This is a genomic window from Janthinobacterium foliorum, from assembly GCF_978021625.1.
Window position 1 is genome coordinate 22193 of record NZ_CDXDQE010000008.1, and the last position, 18677, is coordinate 40869.

Annotated in this window: 16 protein-coding genes and 1 tRNA gene; 8 read left to right on the top strand and 9 right to left on the bottom strand. The window is 63.5% G+C overall.

Features of this window, described 5'->3' with window-relative positions; all coding sequences use genetic code 11:
- Window positions 1-166: 166 nt before the first annotated feature.
- Genes thrC through moaD form a run of 3 tightly spaced genes read left to right on the top strand, consistent with a single transcriptional unit; the run spans window position 167 to window position 3164 of the window.
- Window positions 167-1663 carry a threonine synthase gene (gene thrC, locus ACZ92H_RS16835; protein WP_465050278.1) on the top strand — a complete coding sequence of 499 codons (1497 nt, stop codon included), beginning with the start codon at window positions 167-169 and terminating at the stop codon, window positions 1661-1663.
- Window positions 1663-2889: a molybdopterin molybdotransferase MoeA gene (locus ACZ92H_RS16840; RefSeq protein ID WP_465050279.1), complete on the top strand. Its 1227-nt coding sequence runs from the start codon at window positions 1663-1665 to the stop codon at window positions 2887-2889. Before thrC ends, ACZ92H_RS16840 begins: the two co-directional genes overlap by 1 nt.
- 17 nt (window positions 2890-2906) lie before the next feature.
- Window positions 2907-3164, top strand: coding sequence for a molybdopterin converting factor subunit 1 (moaD, locus tag ACZ92H_RS16845; protein ID WP_131369906.1), 258 nt, complete (start codon window positions 2907-2909; stop codon window positions 3162-3164).
- Between the two features lie 49 nt (window positions 3165-3213).
- On the opposite strand, the gene ACZ92H_RS16850 is transcribed toward moaD, so the two are convergent.
- Window positions 3214-3447: a hypothetical protein gene (locus tag ACZ92H_RS16850; RefSeq protein ID WP_131369904.1), complete on the bottom strand. Its 234-nt coding sequence runs from the start codon at window positions 3445-3447 to the stop codon at window positions 3214-3216.
- A 163-nt stretch (window positions 3448-3610) separates the two neighbouring features.
- Here ACZ92H_RS16850 and ACZ92H_RS16855 point away from each other — a divergent pair, with 163 nt between their 5' ends.
- Window positions 3611-4852 (top strand): TIGR03862 family flavoprotein, encoded by a 1242-nt coding sequence (locus ACZ92H_RS16855; protein ID WP_465050280.1) that lies wholly within the window; start codon window positions 3611-3613, stop codon window positions 4850-4852.
- A 163-nt stretch (window positions 4853-5015) separates the two neighbouring features.
- On the opposite strand, the gene ACZ92H_RS16860 is transcribed toward ACZ92H_RS16855, so the two are convergent.
- The 6 genes from ACZ92H_RS16860 to hpnC all read right to left on the bottom strand — a co-directional run bounded on the left by ACZ92H_RS16860 (window position 5016) and on the right by hpnC (window position 10092).
- Complete coding sequence (locus ACZ92H_RS16860; RefSeq protein WP_465050281.1) at window positions 5016-5822, bottom strand: head GIN domain-containing protein; 807 nt, start codon at window positions 5820-5822, stop codon at window positions 5016-5018.
- 10 nt (window positions 5823-5832) lie between these two features.
- Window positions 5833-6633, bottom strand: a complete 801-nt coding sequence (locus ACZ92H_RS16865; RefSeq protein ID WP_465050282.1) for a DUF1700 domain-containing protein — start codon at window positions 6631-6633, stop codon at window positions 5833-5835.
- Window positions 6634-6660: 27 nt separating this feature from the next.
- Window positions 6661-6825, bottom strand: a complete 165-nt coding sequence (locus ACZ92H_RS16870; RefSeq protein ID WP_465050283.1) for a hypothetical protein — start codon at window positions 6823-6825, stop codon at window positions 6661-6663.
- A gap of 130 nt (window positions 6826-6955) precedes the next feature.
- Window positions 6956-8347 (bottom strand): hydroxysqualene dehydroxylase HpnE, encoded by a 1392-nt coding sequence (gene hpnE / locus ACZ92H_RS16875; protein ID WP_465050284.1) that lies wholly within the window; start codon window positions 8345-8347, stop codon window positions 6956-6958.
- Entirely contained in the window at window positions 8340-9173 is an 834-nt protein-coding gene (hpnD, locus tag ACZ92H_RS16880; protein WP_465050285.1) for a presqualene diphosphate synthase HpnD, read from the bottom strand. Before hpnD ends, hpnE begins: the two co-directional genes overlap by 8 nt.
- A gap of 46 nt (window positions 9174-9219) precedes the next feature.
- The gene (gene hpnC / locus ACZ92H_RS16885; protein WP_131369889.1) at window positions 9220-10092 is read right to left on the bottom strand and encodes a squalene synthase HpnC; all 873 of its coding nucleotides are present in this window, start codon (window positions 10090-10092) and stop codon (window positions 9220-9222) included.
- Window positions 10093-10384: 292 nt separating this feature from the next.
- Between hpnC and ACZ92H_RS16890 the strand changes: the two genes are divergently transcribed.
- The 3 genes from ACZ92H_RS16890 (at window position 10385) to ACZ92H_RS16900 (ending at window position 14957) form a co-directional block, all read left to right on the top strand.
- A complete protein-coding gene (locus ACZ92H_RS16890) occupies window positions 10385-11545 on the top strand; it encodes an efflux RND transporter periplasmic adaptor subunit (RefSeq protein ID WP_465050286.1) in 1161 nt (386 codons plus the stop codon).
- The gene (locus ACZ92H_RS16895; RefSeq protein ID WP_131369883.1) at window positions 11542-14643 is read left to right on the top strand and encodes an efflux RND transporter permease subunit; all 3102 of its coding nucleotides are present in this window, start codon (window positions 11542-11544) and stop codon (window positions 14641-14643) included. The genes ACZ92H_RS16890 and ACZ92H_RS16895 overlap by 4 nt, the downstream gene beginning before the upstream one ends.
- Window positions 14644-14874: 231 nt before the next feature.
- Window positions 14875-14957: transfer RNA gene (locus tag ACZ92H_RS16900), tRNA-Leu, on the top strand.
- Window positions 14958-15025: 68 nt separating this feature from the next.
- On the opposite strand, the gene ACZ92H_RS16905 is transcribed toward ACZ92H_RS16900, so the two are convergent.
- Window positions 15026-16540: a hypothetical protein gene (locus tag ACZ92H_RS16905; protein WP_465050287.1), complete on the bottom strand. Its 1515-nt coding sequence runs from the start codon at window positions 16538-16540 to the stop codon at window positions 15026-15028.
- Window positions 16541-16547: 7 nt separating this feature from the next.
- Window positions 16548-16730: a hypothetical protein gene (locus ACZ92H_RS16910; protein ID WP_465050288.1), complete on the bottom strand. Its 183-nt coding sequence runs from the start codon at window positions 16728-16730 to the stop codon at window positions 16548-16550.
- 601 nt (window positions 16731-17331) lie between these two features.
- Here ACZ92H_RS16910 and tig point away from each other — a divergent pair.
- On the top strand, window positions 17332-18672 hold the full coding sequence (tig, locus tag ACZ92H_RS16915; RefSeq protein ID WP_465050475.1) for a trigger factor: 1341 nt from the start codon (window positions 17332-17334) through the stop codon (window positions 18670-18672).
- Window positions 18673-18677: the final 5 nt, after the last annotated feature.

The window sequence follows — 18677 nt, forward strand, 5'->3', positions numbered from 1 at the left end:
CTTGATCTCCTGCCATTATGGCCGGTCTGACAACAGCACGGCTCTCGAATTGTCACATTCTGTCAGGGCCGACGCCACGCGATTCGCCTTGGACGGCGGCTGGCACTATAATATCCGCTGCCATTCATGATCAACCGCACTCAGCTCAACTGGACTCTTCAAATCTATGCATTACGTGTCTACCCGCGCTGATAAAGCGCCATCGCAATCGCAACAACCATCTTTGCAGCAATTTTCCGACATCCTCCTGGGCGGCCTGGCCCCCGATGGCGGACTGTATCTCCCAGAACACTACCCGCAAGTCACCGGTGCCGAGCTCAATGCCTGGCGCACATTGTCGTATGCCGACCTGGCCTACGAAATCCTGAAGAAGTTCGCCACCGATATCCCGGCCGCGGACCTGAAGGCGCTGACGGCGAAAACCTATACCAAGGAAGTCTACAAGAATGCCCGCGCCGGCGAAAACGCGGCCGACATCACGCCGCTGCGCGTGCTCGAAGAAAACGTCGTCAAGGGCGGCCAGACCACCCTGATCCTGCAGGCCCTGTCGAACGGACCGACCCTGGCCTTCAAGGACATGGCCATGCAGTTGCTGGGCAACCTGTTCGAATACACCTTGGCCAAGACGGGCGCCGAACTCAATATTTTCGGCGCCACCTCGGGCGACACGGGCAGCGCGGCCGAATACGCGATGCGCGGCAAGAAGGGCATCCGCGTCTTCATGCTGTCGCCGCACAAGAAAATGAGCGCCTTTCAGACGGCGCAGATGTTCAGCCTGCAAGACCCGAACATCTACAACATCGCCGTCGAAGGCGTCTTCGACGACTGCCAGGACATGGTCAAGGCCGTGTCGAACGACCTGGCCTTCAAGGCGCAGCAGAAGATCGGCACCGTCAATTCCATCAACTGGGCGCGCGTCGTGGCGCAGGTGGTGTACTACTTCCGCGGCTACCTGGCGGCCACCACCAGCAACGAACAGAAAGTCTCGTTCACAGTGCCGTCGGGCAACTTCGGCAATATCTGCGCCGGGCACATCGCCCGCATGATGGGGTTGCCCATCGCCAAACTGGTGGCCGCGACGAATGAAAACGACGTGCTCGACGAATTCTTCCGCACGGGCGTCTACCGCGTGCGCAAGTCCGCTGAAACGTATCACACGAGCAGCCCGTCGATGGATATCTCGAAGGCATCGAACTTCGAGCGCTTCGTCTACGACCTCGTGGGCCGCGACAGCGTACGCGTGCGTGCGCTGTTCACGAAAGTGGAAACCCACGGCGGCTTCGATTTGTCCGGCAAGCCGGGCAGCGATGGCGACGAATTCAAGCTGGTGGCCAGGTACGGCTTCAAGTCGGGCAAGTCCACGCACCAGGACCGCCTCGACACCATCCGCGACGTGGCCGACGATTACGGCATCACCATCGACACGCACACGGCCGACGGCATCAAGGTGGCGCGCGAGCACCTGGAGCCGAACGTGCCGATGATCGTGCTGGAAACGGCGCTGGCGGCCAAGTTCAACGAAACCATCCTCGAAGCGCTGGGCGTGGACGCGGAGCGCCCGGCCGGCTTCGAGAACATCGAGGACTTGCCGCAGAAGTTCGTCGTGATGGAGGCCGACGTGGAAAAAATGAAGGCGTATATCAGCGCCGCCACGGGGCTGTGATGAGCGAGCCGACCGCACAACGCAAAGCCATGCTGTCGGTGGCCGAGGCGCAAGCCTTCATGCTGGGCGCGGCGCGCCCGGTGACGGGCGTCGAACGCGTCGATACCATGCGGGCAAACGGCCGCGTGCTGGCCAGCGCGCAAACGTCGACCCTGAACGTGCCCGAGCGCGACAACACGCAGATGGATGGCTATTGCGTGCGCGCGCAGGATTGCGCCAGCGGCGCGGCCAGCCTGCCCGTGTCGCAGCGCATCGCGGCCGGCCACGTGGGCCAGCCCCTGCAGCCGGGAACGGCGGCGCGCATCTTCACGGGCGCCTTGATGCCGGACGGCGCCGACTGCGTGGTGATGCAGGAACAGTGCACTGTGGCGGACGGCGTGGTGACGGTCAACCACGTGCCGCACAGCGGCGAATGGGTGCGCCGCCAGGGCGAGGATATCCGCGCCGGCAGCGTGATCCTGGAAGCGGGGCGGCGCCTGCGCAGCCAGGAAATGGGCCTGGCCGCCTCCGTGGGACTGGCGCAGCTTCCCGTGCTGCGCAAGCTGCGCGTGGCCGTCTTCTTCACGGGCGACGAGCTGGCCATGCCCGGTGAGCCCCTGGCGCCTGGCGCCGTCTACAACTCGAACCGCTTCACCTTGCGCGGCCTGCTGGAAAATTTGGGTTGCGAGATCATGGACCTGGGCATCGTGCCCGACAGCCTGGAAGCGACGCGCGCCGTGCTGCGCCAGGCTGCCGAGGGCAGTGACTTGATCATCACCTCGGGCGGCGTGTCCGTGGGCGAGGAAGACCATATCAAGCCGGCCGTGGAAGCGGAAGGGCGGCTGAACATGTGGCAGATCGCCGTCAAGCCGGGCAAGCCCCTGGCGTTTGGCGAAGTCAGGGACGCCTTCTTTGTCGGCCTGCCCGGCAATCCCGTCTCCAGCTTTGTCACGTTCCTGCTGTTCGTGCGCCCGTTCATCCTGCGCCTGCAGGGCGTGGCGGGCGACCTGGCGCCGCGCAGCTACGCGCTGCCGGTCGCCTTCGAGCGCCTGAAGGCCGACAAGCGCAACGAATTCCTGCGCGCGAAGATCAATGGCGAGGGCGAACTGGAACTGTTCGCCAACCAGAGTTCGGGCGTGCTGACATCCACCGTGTGGGGCGACGGCTTGATCGACTGCCCGCCGGGCCTGTCCATCGCGCGCGGCGACAGGCTGCGCTTCATCCCGTTTAACGAATTGCTGTACTGAGTAACAAGGAAGTGACGATGAAGATCAATCTGCGGTTTTTTGCCAGCGTGCGCGAGCTGGTGGGCACGGCCCAGGAAGTGCTGGAAGTGAGCGAGCCTTTGCGCACGGTGGGCGAGGTGCGTTCTTTCCTGATTGCCCGCGGCGGCAACTGGGAATATGCGCTGGCCCAGGGCCGCGCGCTGCGCATGGCGCATAACCAGGTGATGTGCGGCGCCGATACCGGGATTGCCGATGGCGACGAGGTGGCGTTTTTCCCGCCCGTGACGGGCGGCTGATGCCGTCCGCATGAAAAAAATGGCCGCTTCCTGGAAGCGGCCATTTTTCTTACGGCGCCTTGGCTTTCGGCTTGTCGCCGCTGCACGTCGCGCAGGCGACGGCTTTCCGGTAGCGCCAGTACTTCGAGCCGATGAAGATGGCCGACGCCACCAGCGACCAGGCCAGCGCGCTGAGAATATCGGCCCGGCTGGTGGTGCCCTTGCTGTATTCGACCACCGTCAGGATGATGAATAAAATCGAGCTGGCCAGCAAATAGCGGGAAATCCAGAATCCTGCACCCATGTGTTTCTCCTCTCGTCGTCTTATCGTTCAATGATGGACACGGCTGTTCGTTGCAGCATGTTCGCGCAGTATGCCTCATTTTTGGGCGGCGGCGCCATTGGCGAACCTTATGTTGCCCAATCTCGACTAAAATGCCGGGGTTTTCACCGTCTCCCAGCTTGCCATGACCCATTCCAGCCTTCCTCCCTTCCACATCGCCGTCATCGGCGGCGGTCCCGCCGGCCTGATGGCCGCCCAGGCGGCCGCCGACCGGGGCGCCACGGTGGAACTGTTCGATGCCATGCCCTCCGTCGGCCGCAAGTTCCTGCTGGCCGGGCGCGGCGGCATGAATATCACGCATGCGGAGGGCTACCAGCCCTTTGTTTCGCGCTACGGCAGGCAGGCGCACCGCGTGAAGCCGGCGCTGGACCAGTTCGGCCCGCAAAAAGTGCGCGACTGGGTGCACAGCCTGGGCGTGGAGACTTTTGTCGGTTCCTCGAACCGCGTCTTCCCCACGGATATGAAGGCGGCGCCCCTGCTGCGCGCCTGGCTGCACCGCCTGCGCGAAGCGGGCGTGCAATTTCACATGCGCCACCGCTGGCAGGGCTGGCGCGACGGCCAGCTGGCGTTCGCCACGCCGGACGGCGAACGGGTATGCGCTTTCGACGCCGTGATCCTGGCGCTGGGCGGCGGCAGCTGGGCGCGCCTGGGCTCGGATGGCGCCTGGGTACCCTTGCTGCAGGGGCAGGGGGTGCCGGTGGCGCCCCTGGTGCCAGCCAATTGCGGTTTCGACGTGGACTGGAGCGGGCATTTCAGCAGCCGTCATGCGGGCGAGCATCTGGCCACGGTGGCCATCACGGCGCATGACATCGACGGCTTGACGATCAAGCGCCAGGGGCAGTTCGTCATCACGGCGGGCGGCGTGGAAGGCAGCCTGATTTATGCGTTGTCGGCCGGCTTGCGCGAGCAGATCGCGCAAAATGGCAGCACCACCATCTGGCTCGACCTGGCGCCTGACCACAGCCATGAACGCGTGTTCGAGGAAGTGACGCGCCCGCGCGGCGCCCGCTCCATGTCCAGCCACCTGCAAAGCCGCCTGGGCATCAAGGGCGTGAAATCAGGCTTGCTGCGCGAATGCCTGGGCGCGGCCGATTTTGCCGATGCGGCCAGGCTGGCGGCCGCCATCAAGCTGCTGCCCGTCACGCTCAAGCGCCCGCGCCCCATCGATGAAGCCATCAGCAGCGCCGGCGGCGTGCACTTCGATGGCGTCGACGGCAGCATGCTGCGCGCCATGCCGGGCGTCTTCGTGGCCGGTGAAATGCTGGACTGGGAAGCGCCGACGGGCGGCTACCTGCTGACGGCCTGCCTGGCGCAAGGCAAGGCGGCCGGCGAGCAGGCCGTGGCATGGCTGGAAGAGAATTCTTGAAATCACAACGGCATTGAGTCGTTGGCGCCACGACGCCGTTCAACATCGTAGCGGTCGGCGGTGGCCGGGAAGCGCAGCTGTACGCCAGCACGGGGCCGCCGAGGCAGCGAGCATCGCCAGCCGCAAATCGCGCCGCGCAGCAGATTGCGAGCGGCTGTCCTCATCAGTGCCAGATGATGTCGCCTGAACCGCTTTTCTGCGTTTCGCGCTGGCGCGGATTGCCGTACACGTGGATGTCGCCGCTGCCGCGCAGGGTCAGATTGGCGGCGTCGCGCACGAACAGGGTGCTCTGGCCCGAGCCTTGCAGGCTGACGCTGGCCTTGTCGGCGGCCAGGTGCTCGGCATCGATATCGCCCGAACCACTGAGGTCGGCGCGCACGAACTTGGTATTGCCGCTGGCGGCGATACGTCCGGAACCCACCATTTCCAGCACCACGCTATCGCTGTTGCCGGCGTTGATGTCGAGGTCGCCGCTGCCGTTGACGGTCGCCTGCACCTGCTTGTAGCGGCCCGTGAAGCTGACATTGCCTGAACCCATCAGTTCCAGGATGAAACTGTCGCCGGAAAAGCCCGTGATCTTGCTGTCGCCATTGCCGTGCACGTCCAGGCGGGTCAGGGCAGGCAGCACCAGTTCCACCTTGAGTGGCTGGCGATGGTGGAACAGCATGCCTTTCGGGCCGATATGCAGGGTCGTGCCGTCGGCGGTGGTGTCGACGTTCGACAGCAGGCGCTGCTCGCCGCTCACTTTCAGCGATGGCGTGCTGCCGCGGCGCAGCACCAGGTCGATGGGGCCGGCCAGGTCGATGCTGGTGATGCTCGCGGAAACGGGCCGCGTGTCGCTGCGCACGGCGCGGCCGGCAGCGCTGCTGGGGCTGCTGATGCCCTTGGCGCGCAGCGCCGCATACGACATGGCGATCAGGACCAGGGCCAGCAGGAACATGGACAGGCCGACTTTGAATAAGCGTTTCATGGCGGCCTTTCTAGTGACCTTTGAGCAGGGAGACATTCATGGCGAGGTAGCGCCGGATGCCGATCAGGGTATAGCGGGTGACCACCAGGCTGAGCAGGAAAATGCCTATGCCGCCCAGCAACATGCCCATGCCGAAGATGGTTTGCGTGGTGCGCGCATCGCGGTCCAGGTCGGTCGAGATGCGGATGCCGCCGCCGGCCAGCGCCTCGGCACGCTCCATCACGCGCGACGAGGTGTTCGCTGGCTCCGCCTGGTCCGGATCGTCCGCTTCGCTCCGGGCCGGGCCGGGGATGTTGTGCACTTCAATGCCCGCGTCGCCGATGGTAATGCGGGTTTCGCCCCGGTCGTCGCCATCGCCACCGTCATTGTCATGGATCAGCATGTAGCGCAGCGGGCCGTCGAGCACCAGTTCGTTGGCGCCGGACAGGCCGCTGGCCGTGATGGCGATGCCGCCCAGGTAAAAGCTCAGGCCAACGGCGTACAAGGTGGCCAGCAGGGCCGCATACACGGCGGCGGGCACCACCATGAAGAGGTTGAAGATGGCCAGGCCCACCAGCGAAACGAGCAGGCGCAGCAGGTTGACGGGCGTCTTTTTATGCTCGAACGCGTGGCGGTGCGTGCTGGTGCGCAAGGTCAGGGCGATTTTCTTCGGCTCGCCCAGGTCGTCGGCGATTTCCTGTTCGCTGCGCCCGGCCGCAGCGCCTTCGATGAAGGTCTGTTCATAATAATCGAGCGTCTTGGCCACCAGGTCCGGTGGCAAGCCCGCCAGCGCGCGCCGCAGCGCGTCGAGATAGTCTTGCTTGTTCATCATATTCGTCCTGTCTTGCGGTGCGCCGTGTCAGCCTACCGTGGGCAGCAGCATGCTGGCTTGGCTCAGCAGCAGCGGCGTAGGTTGCGCTTGCTGCACTTGCTGGCCGTCAATGACGAACAGTAGCGCCAGGGCCACGATGGACAGCACCGCCACGGCTTTCAAGCTGTTTATCAAGTGCAAGGTGGTGTGCATGGTGTTCCTCGTGGCATGGCGGTTGTCGATGGTCAGACTGTACCCAAGCGCACACTGGCGCACCAGCGCGGTGCGACAGAATGCAATTTGGCGGGGGCGAGCGACACCAGCGCGGGATGCACCGTCAAGTCTACCTTGGCTTTTGTCCCGCCTGCTTGCCCTGGCAGGCGGCCCTGGCCGCCGCGATGCCGCTGCGCACGGCCGCTTCGATGGTGGCTGGATAGTCAAGCGTGCGGTCATCGCCGGCCGTGTAGTCGCCGGCCAGCAGCAGGCCGGGCACGCCGCTGGCATTGCCAGGGCGGAGCAGCTCGGGCGTGCAGGCAAAGGTGGCGCGCTTTTCCGTGATCAGCTGGGTCCACAGGGGCTGCGCCAGTTCCGGGCGGCCCAGCACTTGCGCCAATTGTGCCGCGATGGCTTGCGCCAGCGGGCCGTGGCCTTGTTCGGCGGCATGGCCGGACGCGCTGATGACGACGGCCAGCAAACCGGCCTGCTGGCTGTCGAGCTGGCCACGGTCGAAAACGAACTGCCCCCACTGGGCCAGCGCCGGCGTGTCGACCAGCGCGTAGAACGGCAACGCCAGGCGCAGCGCGGCATCGTATTGCAGGTAGCAGGTGCTGATGGCTTCCGCCGTCAACGCCTGCATCTGGCTGATGGCAGGTTCCAGGCGCGCGTCTTGCAGGCCTTGCAGCAGGCTGGCCGCCTGCACGGCTGAGGTGGCGACGATGACGCCATCAAAGCGTTGCGCGTCGTCGAGCTGCCAGCGGCCGTCCGGCAGGGCTAGCAGGGCGGCGACCTTGACGCCCGTGTTCACCTGGCCGCCATGCTGCGCGACGTAGCGGGCGGCCGCGTCGGGGAACAGGGCGCTCAGGTCCGCCTTCGGGATCAGCATGTCGGAGGCGCTGCGGCGGCGCGCGCCCAGGCTGTCGCGCAGCACATTGATGAAGACGCGGGCCGAAGCCCGTTCGGGCGGGGTATTCAATGCCGCCAGGCACAGCGGATGCCACATCAGGCGGTTCAGGCGCGCCGTCTGGTCGAAGCGCTGCAGCAATTCACTGACCGGGCAATCGCTGTACAGTTGCCAGCCCATCCAGCGCATGGCGGTGGAAAAGCGCATCAATGCCAGTTTGTCGGCGCGCTGCAAACCCTTGGCGCGCAGCAAGGCCCACGCCAGGTGCAGCGGCGCGGGCAGGCGCGGCGCGACGAAGTCCATGCCGTCGGCGCCGGGCGGATAGCGCATCTGCAGGGGCAGCGAGAGGATCAGCTCGGCCGGATCCTGGCCCGCCAGCTTGATCAGGCGCAGGGTTTCCGTGTAGGCGCCCAGCAAGATGTGCTGGCCGTTGTCGAGCACCGCATGCGCTTGCCCATTGCCGCGCTCGACCCGGCGCGCGCGGCCGCCGAGGGTGCGCGCCGCCTCGTAGACGGTGACGGCATGGCCGGCGCGCGCCAGTTCCATGGCCGCCGCGCAGCCGGCCCAGCCGCCGCCGATGACGGCGTAGCGCTGCTTCACCTTGCTGTCAGCCACGAACCCAGGTCTTCCAGGCCAGCCACAGTTTGCGGATCGGGGTGAGCGAGATGCGCTGTTTCAGCACGTGGTAGCCGTCGCGCTCGACTTCGTTGAGCAAGGTGCGGTAGATGGCGGCCATGATCAGGCCCGGGCGCTGCGCGCGGCGATCCTCGGCCGGCAGCAGGGCGAACGCTTCGTCATACGCTTGTTGCGCGCGCGCCACCTGGAAACGCATGAGGTTTTCAAAATTGTCGCTATGGCGCGCGTTCAGCAGGTCGGCCGCCGTGACGTTGAATTGCTGCAATTCGCTGATCGGCAGGTAGATGCGCCCCTTGCGCGCATCTTCGCCCACGTCGCGGATGATGTTGGTCAGCTGGAAGGCATGGCCCAGCTTTTCCGCGTACAGCAGGGTTTCCGGACGGGTCGCGCCAAAGATGCTGGCTGACAAGATACCCACCACGCTGGCGACATGCCAGCAATAGCGCCTCATGGCCTGGTAATCGAGGTAGCGCGTCTGGTTCAAGTCCATTTCCATGCCATCGATGATGGCCTGCAAATGTTTTTCTTCCAGCTTGTAGATAGCCAGGTGCGGCTGCAGGGCGCGCATCACGGGATGCGTGGGGTTGCCCTCGTACATGGCCTTGACTTCCTTGCGCCACCAGACCAGCTTGGTACGTGCCACGGCTTCATCCGTGCATTCGTCGACCGTATCGTCGACTTCGCGGCAGAAGGCATACAGGGCCGTGATGGCCTTGCGGCGCTCGGCGGGCAGGAACAGGAAGCTGTAGTAGAAGCTGGAGCCGCTCTGGGCGGCCTTTTGTTGGCAGTATTCGTCGGGAGACATAGGCAAAAGAGCAAGGGTTGCAGATCGAAGCCGCTATTCTATCGTCTTACAGAGTGGGCGACGGGGGAAAAGCCGTGTTTACTTGCGTCTCTTGCTGCAGGTTTTTGCGCGACATGCGCAGGGCGCGCCAGAAAATGATCAGCCAGTCGCGTTTCTCCAGCTTGGGACGGCGGCGGAAGACGTCGTAGTTGACGTCCTCGATGCATTCGAGAATGCGCAAGCCCCCTTGCACCACCAGGCGCAGCTCCCAGCCGATGCGCCCGCGCAAGCGCAGGGCCAATGGCGCACCGGACAGCATCAGGGCCCGCGTGCGCGCCACTTCGAAGCGCATCAGCGCGCTCCATTTGCCGTGCGCCTCGGGCCGCTCGAAGGCGGCGGGCGAGACGGCAAAGCGGGTCAGGTCTTCCATCGGCAGGTAGATGCGTTCCTTTTGCTGGTCGATGGCGACGTCTTGCAAGAAATTAATTAGTTGCAAAGCTGAACATATCGCATCGGAATCGCGTACATTCTGTTCATCGGCCGCACCGTACAGGTGCAACATCAGCAGTCCCACGGGGTTGGCGGAGCGGGCACAATAGTCGAGTACGTCTTCGTAGCGGGCGTAGCGCGTTGTTTCCACGTCCTGCTTGAAGGCGGACAACAAATCGTGGAATGGTTTCAGCGGCAGCTGGAATGTGGCGATGACGGCGGCCAGGCGCTCGAACATGGGCTCGTGCAGGGTTTCCTGGCGTGCGATACGGCCCAGCGCTTCTTCGTAGGCGTGCAGGGAGGCCAGGCGTTCGGCCGGCTTGGCGTCGCCTTCATCGGCCAGGTCGTCGGCGCTGCGGGCGAAGGCATAGATGGCTTCGACGGCAGGCACCAGGCGGCGCGGCAGTAAAAATGATGCTACAGGGAAATTCTCGTAATGATCTACAGGCATGAACACACTTCTCTAGTCTTGCAGTTTTGTCCGACGCCTGGCCTAACCCGCGGTTTGGCCGGACGTTGTTCGTCTCAAGATTAATGACGCAAAAGTCACTAAAAACTTTTGCCCACGATTATAATTAATAACCAGAAAGTCATTAAGGGTATAGCGCACCCCGTCATGACCACACTGATATTGTCACAAATTTAAGGATATCGCGTGCGAAAAAATTTGGCCCACCCCCAATGGCAAGCAAAAAGTTTCCTCGCATAAAAATCTCACAGCCCGCATAGTAAAGGAAAATACCTTGTTTGCCCTGAAAACCCTGCGCCGAGAGACCGGCGCAACGACTCTTCCTGCCCTGCGCCTGATGGCCGCCGCCGCCCTGGCCATGACCTTGGCCGCCTGTTCCAAGCACGTGCCGAAGGTGGAGGACGTGCGCCCCGTGCGCGCGATAGTGTTATCTAGTAGTAATGTTGATGTGAGTGCCGAACTGGCGGGCGAGGTCGTGCCCCGCGTGGCGTCGCAGCTGGGTTTCCGCGTGGGCGGCAAGATCGTCGCGCGCAAGGTGGACGTGGGCGCCGTCGTCCACAAGGGGCAGGTGCTGATGCAGCTCGACCCCGTCGACCTGCAGTTGGCACAGGCGCAGGCAAAAGCGGCATTGGCCAGCGCGGAAACGAATCGCGACCTGGCACGCGCCGAGCTGAAACGCTATCAGGACTTGCGCGAGAAAAATTTCGTCAGCCAGGCCGTGCTTGACAGCAAGGACGCCGCCTACAAGGCGGCGCAAGCCAACGTGGAAGCGGCGCAGGCCGCCTACCGGGGCCAGGCCAACCAGTCCGGCTACGCCAGCCTGGTGGCCGATGCCGATGGCGTTGTCACGCGCATCGATGCCGAAGTGGGGCAGGTGGTGTCGCCCGGCACGCCCGTGGTGGTGGTGGCCAGGAGCGGCGAGAAGGAAGTGGTGATCGGCATTCCGGAAGACAAGGTCGATACCTTGCGCAAGGTCAAGGACGTGGTGGTGCGCCTGTGGGCCGACCCGCAGCAGGGGCTGCCGGGCAAGATACGCGAAGTGTCGCCCGTGGCCGATCCCGCCACGCGCACCTACATCGCCAAGGTCAGCATTCCCGATGCGCCCCAGGCGCGCCTGGGCATGACGGCCGTGGTGCAGTTCGCCTCGCAGTCGGCCACGCCGCAGATCAAGGTGCCGTTGACGGCCCTGTTCAACGAGAAATCGCAAAGTTCCGTGTGGGTGGTGGAAAACGGCGCCGTCAAGCTGGTGCCCGTCACGGTGGGCGGCGTGGCCGGCAATGAGTTGCTGCTGACCTCGGGCGTGAAGGCGGGCCAGACGGTGGTCACGGCCGGCGTCAACTTGCTGAAACCGGGCCAGAAAGTGACGATACTGGGCGCGGAAACGGCCGCGCCCGCCACGGCCGCCAGCAACGCTGCGCTGGGAGCGGCCAAATGAAGGGCGGTTTCAATCTGTCACGCTGGGCGCTCGAACATATTCCGCTGACGCGCTACCTGATGGCCGTGCTGCTGATCGGCGGCATGCTCAGCTATGCCAGCCTGGGCCAGGACGAGGATCCGCCGTTCACCTTCCGCGCCATGGTCCTGCAAGCGTACTGGCCCGGCGCCACGGCCTTGCAGATGGCCGAACAGGTGACGGACAAGCTGGAAAAGAAGCTGCAGGAAACGCCGTACATCAATGAAATCACCAGCTATTCGAAGCCGGGCGAAACCCTGATCCTGCTGGAATTGCGCGAATCGGCGCCGCCCAAGGAAACGGCGGCCGCCTGGTACCAGGTGCGCAAGAAGATCGGCGACATCAAGGGCACCTTGCCGGCGGGCGTGGTGGGACCGTTTTTCAATGACGAGTTTGGCGACACGTATGGGTCCATCTTCGCCCTGTCCGGCGACGGCTTTACCTACGCGGAAATGAAGGACTACGCGGACAAGGTGCGCCAGGAGTTGCTGGCCGTGGGGCAGGTGTCGAAGGTGGAGCTGTTTGGCGTGCAGGATGAAAAGATCAATATCATCTTTTCGCACAAGAAATTCGCCCAGCTGGGCATTCCGTTCGATGCCATCGTGCAGCAATTGTCCGAGCAAAATTCCATCAACGCCACGGGCGTGCTGGTCACGCCCACCGACAACCTGCAGGTGCGCGTGACGGGCGCCATGCTCACCGTCAAGGACCTGGAAAACCTCGAGCTGCGCGCCAACGGCACCACCTTCCGCCTGGGCGACTTCGCCACCGTAAAGCGCGAATTCGCCGATCCGCCGAAGGACAAGATGCGTTTCAATGGCAAGGAAGTGATCGGCCTGGGCGTGTCGATGGAAAAGGGCGGCAATATCATCGACATGGGCAAGGCATTGCAAGCCACCGTCAACCGCATGAAGAGCGAATTGCCGGTTGGCATAGAGTTGCAGCGCGTGTCGAACCAGCCGGAAGCCGTGTCCGCTTCCGTGGGGGAATTCGTGCATACCCTGATCGAAGCCATCCTGATCGTGCTGGCCGTCAGCTTTGTCGCGCTGGGCTTGCACACCAAGCCGCTGCGCATCGACGTGCGCCCGGGGCTGGTGGTGGCGCTGACCATTCCGCTGGTACTGGCCGTCACTTTCCTGTGCATGCGCCTGCTCGATATCGACTTGCACAAAATTTCCCTGGGGGCCCTGATCATCGCGCTGGGCTTGCTGGTCGACGACGCCATCATCGCCGTTGAAATGATGGTGCGCAAGATGGAAGAGGGCATGTCGCGCTTCGACGCGGCCACGTTTGCCTACACCTCGACGGCCATGCCGATGCTGACGGGTACCCTGATCACGGTGGCGGGCTTCCTGCCCATCGGCCTGGCCAAGTCGACGGCCGGTGAATATACGTTTTCCCTGTTCTCCGTCAATGCGCTCGCCCTGATCATTTCCTGGGTGGTGGCCGTCGTCTTCACGCCCTACATCGGCTACATCTTGCTGAAGGTCAAGCCGCACGCGCATAACGACCATGAATTGTTCGACACGCCGAACTTCCGCCGCTTCCGCCGCGCCGTGACCTGGTGCGTGGAATGGCGCAAGACGACCATTGCCGCCACCCTGGCGATCTTTGCGCTGGGAATTTATGGTTTCAATTTCATCGAGAAGCAATTCTTCCCCGACTCCAGCCGTCCTGAACTGATGGTGGAACTGTGGTCGCCGGAAGGCACGACCTTTGCCGCGAATGAAAAGCAGGTGAAGAAATTCGAGGCCTTCGTCGGCAAGCTCGACGGCGTGGAAAGCGTGACCAGCTATGTCGGCACGGGCAGCCCCCGTTTTTACTTGCCGCTGGACCAGATTTTCCCGCAGACCAACGTGTCGCAAGTGGTGGTGTTGCCGAAGAGCCTGGCGGACCGCGAGCGCTTGCGCCAGCAAATCGTCGATGTCTTCAAGAAGGATTTCCCGGAAGTGCGGGGCCGGGTCAAGCTGCTGCCGAATGGACCACCCGTGCCGTACCCCGTGCAATTCCGTGTCACGGGTCCGGAAGTGGCCGGCGTGCGCGCCATTGCCGATCAGGTCAAGGACATCATGCGGGCCAACCCGAATACTCTGGGCGTGAACGACAACTGGAATGAATCCGTGAAGGTGCTGCGTCTGGACCTGGACCAGGACAAGATGCGCGCGCTGGGCGTCACGTCGAAAACGGTGATGCAGGCGGCCAATACCATCCTGTCGGGCACCGTCATCGGCCAGTTCCGCGAAGACAACAAGCTGATCGATATCCAGGTGCGCCAGCCACTGGAGGAGAGGGCGACGATCTCCGTGCTGAATGACACGAATATCCCGACGGCAACGGGCAAGTCCGTGCCTATCTCGCAGCTGGCCCGCGTGCATTTCGTCTGGGAGCCGGGCGTGGTATGGCGCGATCGCCGCGAATGGGCCATTACCGTGCAGTCGGACGTGGTCGACGGCATCCAGGGCGCGACGGTGTCGACGCAGCTGGCACCGCAGCTCGATGCCTTGCGCGCCAAGTTGCCGGCCGGCTACCGCATCACCGTGAAAGGCGTGGCGGCCGACAGCGGCGAGGCGGAAGCGTCCATCGCGGCCAACCTGCCGCTGGCCATCTTCATCATCTTTACCTTGCTGATGTTGCAGCTGCACAGTTTCTCGCGTGCCTTGCTGGTGTTCCTGACGGGGCCGCTGGGCGTGGCGGGCGCCGCCTTTGCCTTGCTGGCGCTGGGCCGGCCACTGGGCTTCGTGGCCAACCTGGGCATCATCGCCCTGTTCGGCATGATCATCCGCAATTCGGTGATCCTCGTCGACCAGATCGAGCAGGACATCAAGGATGGCTCTGCGCCGTGGGATGCCATCATCGACTCGGCAGTGCGCCGCTGCCGCCCCATCGTGCTGACGGCCGCCGCCGCAGCGCTGGCCATGATCCCGCTGTCGCGCTCCGTGTTCTGGGGGCCCATGGCGGTGGCCATCATGGGCGGCCTGATCCTGGCGACAGCCCTGACCCTGCTGTTCCTGCCTGCGCTGTATGCGGCCTGGTTCCGGGTCAGGAAGCCGGACGTGACGCTCGCGAAAGCAGGTTCGTAATTAACTGCAGGGTTCCGGCATAAAAAAGGCGGCATTCCTCTGGGAAATCCAGTAGAATGCCGCCTTTGCTTCAGCAGTGGCCTGCCTGGCAAGTGCAAGGTAGCCAGATCGCTCCCGAGTTGTTAAAATCAGGGTGGCGCAGGCGGTAGCCGGCACGGCGGTCAGTCTGCGTGGCGGCCAATTTGCACGGCGGCCAAGCGGCGCGGCAAGAGTCGCCAGCAGTACAAGTATGCGGATGTGGTGGAATTGGTAGACACGCTGGTCTTAGAAGCCAGTGCTTCGGCTTGGGAGTTCGAGTCTCCCCATCCGCACCAATCCGGGTTGTTCCAGCCCGGACGTGCAGCACCATCAAGATCATTCTCAGAACTTCATCGGTTCAACTTCAACCCAGTACGCCGAGGCCCGCCAGTTGCCGGCTCGATTGCTGCACCAGCTGCGCAAGCAGCGCCTGGGCCTGCGGGTAGCCCGTCCTTTGCATCATGGCTTCATCCTGTGCCAAGGGCAATAACGCCTGCAGCACCCATTGCCGCGCTTGCGGCCAGCTGTGTTCCCCTTCAAGCCGGAGCTGCGGCATTTCCCTGTCCAGCAGTTGCAGCGCCGCGCGCGCCGTCGCCAGCTCCTGCTGCGCCTGCGATACCAGCGTGTCGCCGGGCGGCGGAGGCTGCCGGGCCAGGAAAGTGTCGAGCTTGCGGCTCTGGCGCTCGTACAGGTCGAGCAATAAGTGGGCGGTGGCGCCGGCGGGCCGCCGCTGAACGTCGAGCTCGTCGAGCACGGCCAGCAGCCAGTGCGTCATCCGCCGTCCGGCCAGGCCCAGCTCCGGCCAGGTGGTCGCCAGCAATTGTTCGCCCAGATAGCGGGCCCGGTCGATGGCACGCCGGCTGCCGCTCATGTTGTTGCCGATGGCGCCATACACGGGCGCCAGCGCTGCCTCATGCCGCTCGGCTAGCAGGCACAGCAATGCCAGGTGCACGTACACGTGGAAGGCGGCCAGCACGCGGTGCGCATCCCAGTAATGATTGCCTTCATCATCGGGCGCATTCCACAGCGAGCAGACTTTGGCGCCATCCTCGCGCGCATAGTCGGGGGCCAGCAGGCTGTGGCCGTGGCGAAAGTCGTAGAGCTTCTGGTGCAGCGCTTCGTGCAGCAGGTGCTCGGCCAGCCACCACGGATTGCCGATCAGCTCCTGGTTCAGGAAGACACTGCCATTGACGCGAAACTGCGAGCTGGAAGCCTTGCCGCGCCAGGTGCCCAGCTTGGGAAACAGGGCGATCAGTTGCACGTGCGACAGGGCGCTGGCGCTCAGGCGTGGCAGCAGGGTGTCCAGCAGGCGCAGGCCACGGCGCAGCAGGGCGCGCTCGTGCGGCGTGGGCGTGGCCAGCGGCGCGCCGTAATTGTCTTCCATGACGGCAAGGAAGGCCGCTGCATAGGGCGTGCCCTGGTGCCAGGCATGCCATATATACGTGTCGTCGTCCTGTGCCGGGCCGTCGTCGTGCAGGCGCGCCATGTCCGGCAGGTGGGCGACCAGCGGCCCGCCGGGCAGGCCGGCGCGCAGGTGGGCGCCAGCGCCCTGGAACAGGGTCGCGCACTGCGGCAGGGGCAGGCCGTAGTCGTCGCCCAGATGCAGCTGGCGCATGGCGTGCTGCACGGCGCAGCGCAGTACCGTATCGCCGAGCAACTGGCGCCGGCGTGCCGGTGCCGCGGCATCGAGCAGGCCGGCCAGTCGCGCGGCCTCGGGCAGGGTGTCGCCCAGCTTGTGCAGGCGCCGCCGGTAGGCGACGGCCAGCTGGTCACGGATGTAGTGGCTGTCGCCAAAGGCGCGGTGGCGCACCAGCGCCGTTTCCACGGCATCGAGCACATCCATGCCTGGTGGCGTGGCCCGCAATGCGACTGCAGCCATTGCCGTCTCAGGCGACGGTCGGGTGGTCGTGGTCGTGGTGGCCATCGCCCTTGATGCGCAATTCCATTTCATCGACTTCCGTCTGGATTTTTTGCAGATCGTCATCGGTGACGCCGTCGAGCAGGCGGCTGAGAACCATTTGCAGCTTGGCTTTGGCGTTGGTGGAGGCGCCCGGTGCGCTATCGCTCATGATGTTTTCTCCCTTAAATTCACTTGGAGAGGGGCAAGCGGAGTTAGGTTTGCCTGAAAAATGGCCAAATTGAGGCAAATCAAAGGTTTTTTGCCCGAAATCTTCGCCAAGAGCGCATTTCTTTGTTTCGGACGGAGCGACAGTTCGCATATACTAATGTACGAAGCAGGCTGGAAAGCCTGTCTCTGGCGAAATGAAGAATGCCGGGGCAAGAGTAAAGACAGGGCAGAGCCAGGCTGCGGCGACTCGTTCGCCGCCGCTGGCATCCTCTGTGGCCGGGCCGCAAAGCCAGCCACTTCTCCGAAGTCCTTTGTTATAATGCCACGCTTTACCGAATGATGGCCGGCCCTGCGATTTACCTTGAAGCATGGCTGGACGCTCGGAGCCCTGTCGCGGTACTGGAAGCGGCGGATTGTTTGGTGCCTGGTGCGGGTTTTTCCCCAGCCGGGTAGACCAGGTCCACTGTCCTGCTTTCAATACTTTTACAGATGAATTTGCGAGCGAGTGAAGCTGGGCCCATGTCTTGCTGCCAGGAATGGCGCAAGGGGTCGGGTCTTCTTCTCTCGTACCAACAGTATTTATTTTTTGGACGATTTTTTACATGGCAACTGCAGTCGAAACCTTGGGCAAACTCGAACGTCGTATCACGATCTCCTTCCCGCTGACGGACGTCCGCACGGAAGTTGAGAAGCGCCTGAAAGTGCAAGCCCGTACGGCTAAGGCACCGGGCTTCCGTCCGGGCAAAGTGCCGTTGAAAATGGTCGCAGCACAATACGGCTACCAAATCGAATCCGAAGTGCTGAACGACAAAGTCGGCCGCGCTTTCAACGACGCCGCCAACGAAAACAACCTGCGCGTCGCCGGTTTCCCGAACATCGTGCCGAAAGAAGAAGCAGCCGAAGGCCAGCTGGCTTTCGACGCAACCTTCGAAGTGTATCCGGAAGTCGTCATCGGCGACCTGACGGCCGTTGAAATCGAAACCGTGCAAGCCGACGTGTCGGAAGCCGAAATCGACAAGACCATCGACATCCTGCGCAAGCAGCGCGTGCACTTCCACACCAAGGGCGAAGCTGGCGAACACGGCGACGGCGGCGAGCCAGTCGCTGCCAACGGCGACCGCGTGACCGTGGACTTCGTCGGTTCGATCGACGGCGTTGAATTCCCAGGCGGCAAAGCTGACGGCTACGCTTTCGTGCTGGGCGAAGGCCGCATGCTGCCAGAATTCGAAGCAGCAACCCTGGGTCTGAAAGTGGGCGAGTCCAAGACGTTCCCGCTGTCGTTCCCGGAAGACTACCATGGCAAGGACGTGGCCGGCAAAACCGCCTCGTTCACCATCACCCTGCAAAAGCTGGAGTGGGCGCACTTGCCGGAAGTCGATGCTGAATTCGCAAAATCGCTGGGCGTTGCCGATGGCGACCTGGCCAAGATGCGCGAAGACATCAAAGTCAACCTGCAACGCGAAGTTGCCGGCCGCGTGAAAGCGCGCAACAAGGAAGCCGTCATGGACGCGCTGATCAAAGTTGCTGAGCTGGAAGTGCCAAAAACGCTGATCGCTCAGGATTCCGAGCGCCTGGCCGAAATGACCCGCCAGGACATGGCGCAGCGCGGCATGAACGTCAAGGACGTGCCTTTCCCAGCAGAACTGTTCGCGGAAAAAGCCGAGCGTCGCGTACGCCTGGGCCTGATCCTGTCGCAACTGGTCGGCGACAACAACCTGCAGGCAACGCCTGAGCAAGTGAAGGCGCAAATCGAAGATTTCGCCCAAAGCTACGAAGATCCACGCGAAGTGCTGAAGTACTACTACAGCGACCGTCGTCGCCTGGGTGAGATCGAAGCCCTTGTATTGGAAGAAAACGTCGTCACCTACGTGTTGGGCCTGTCGAAAGTTACGACGAAAGCAGTTGCTTTCGACGAATTGATGGGAAGCAACGCACAAGCGTAAACCAG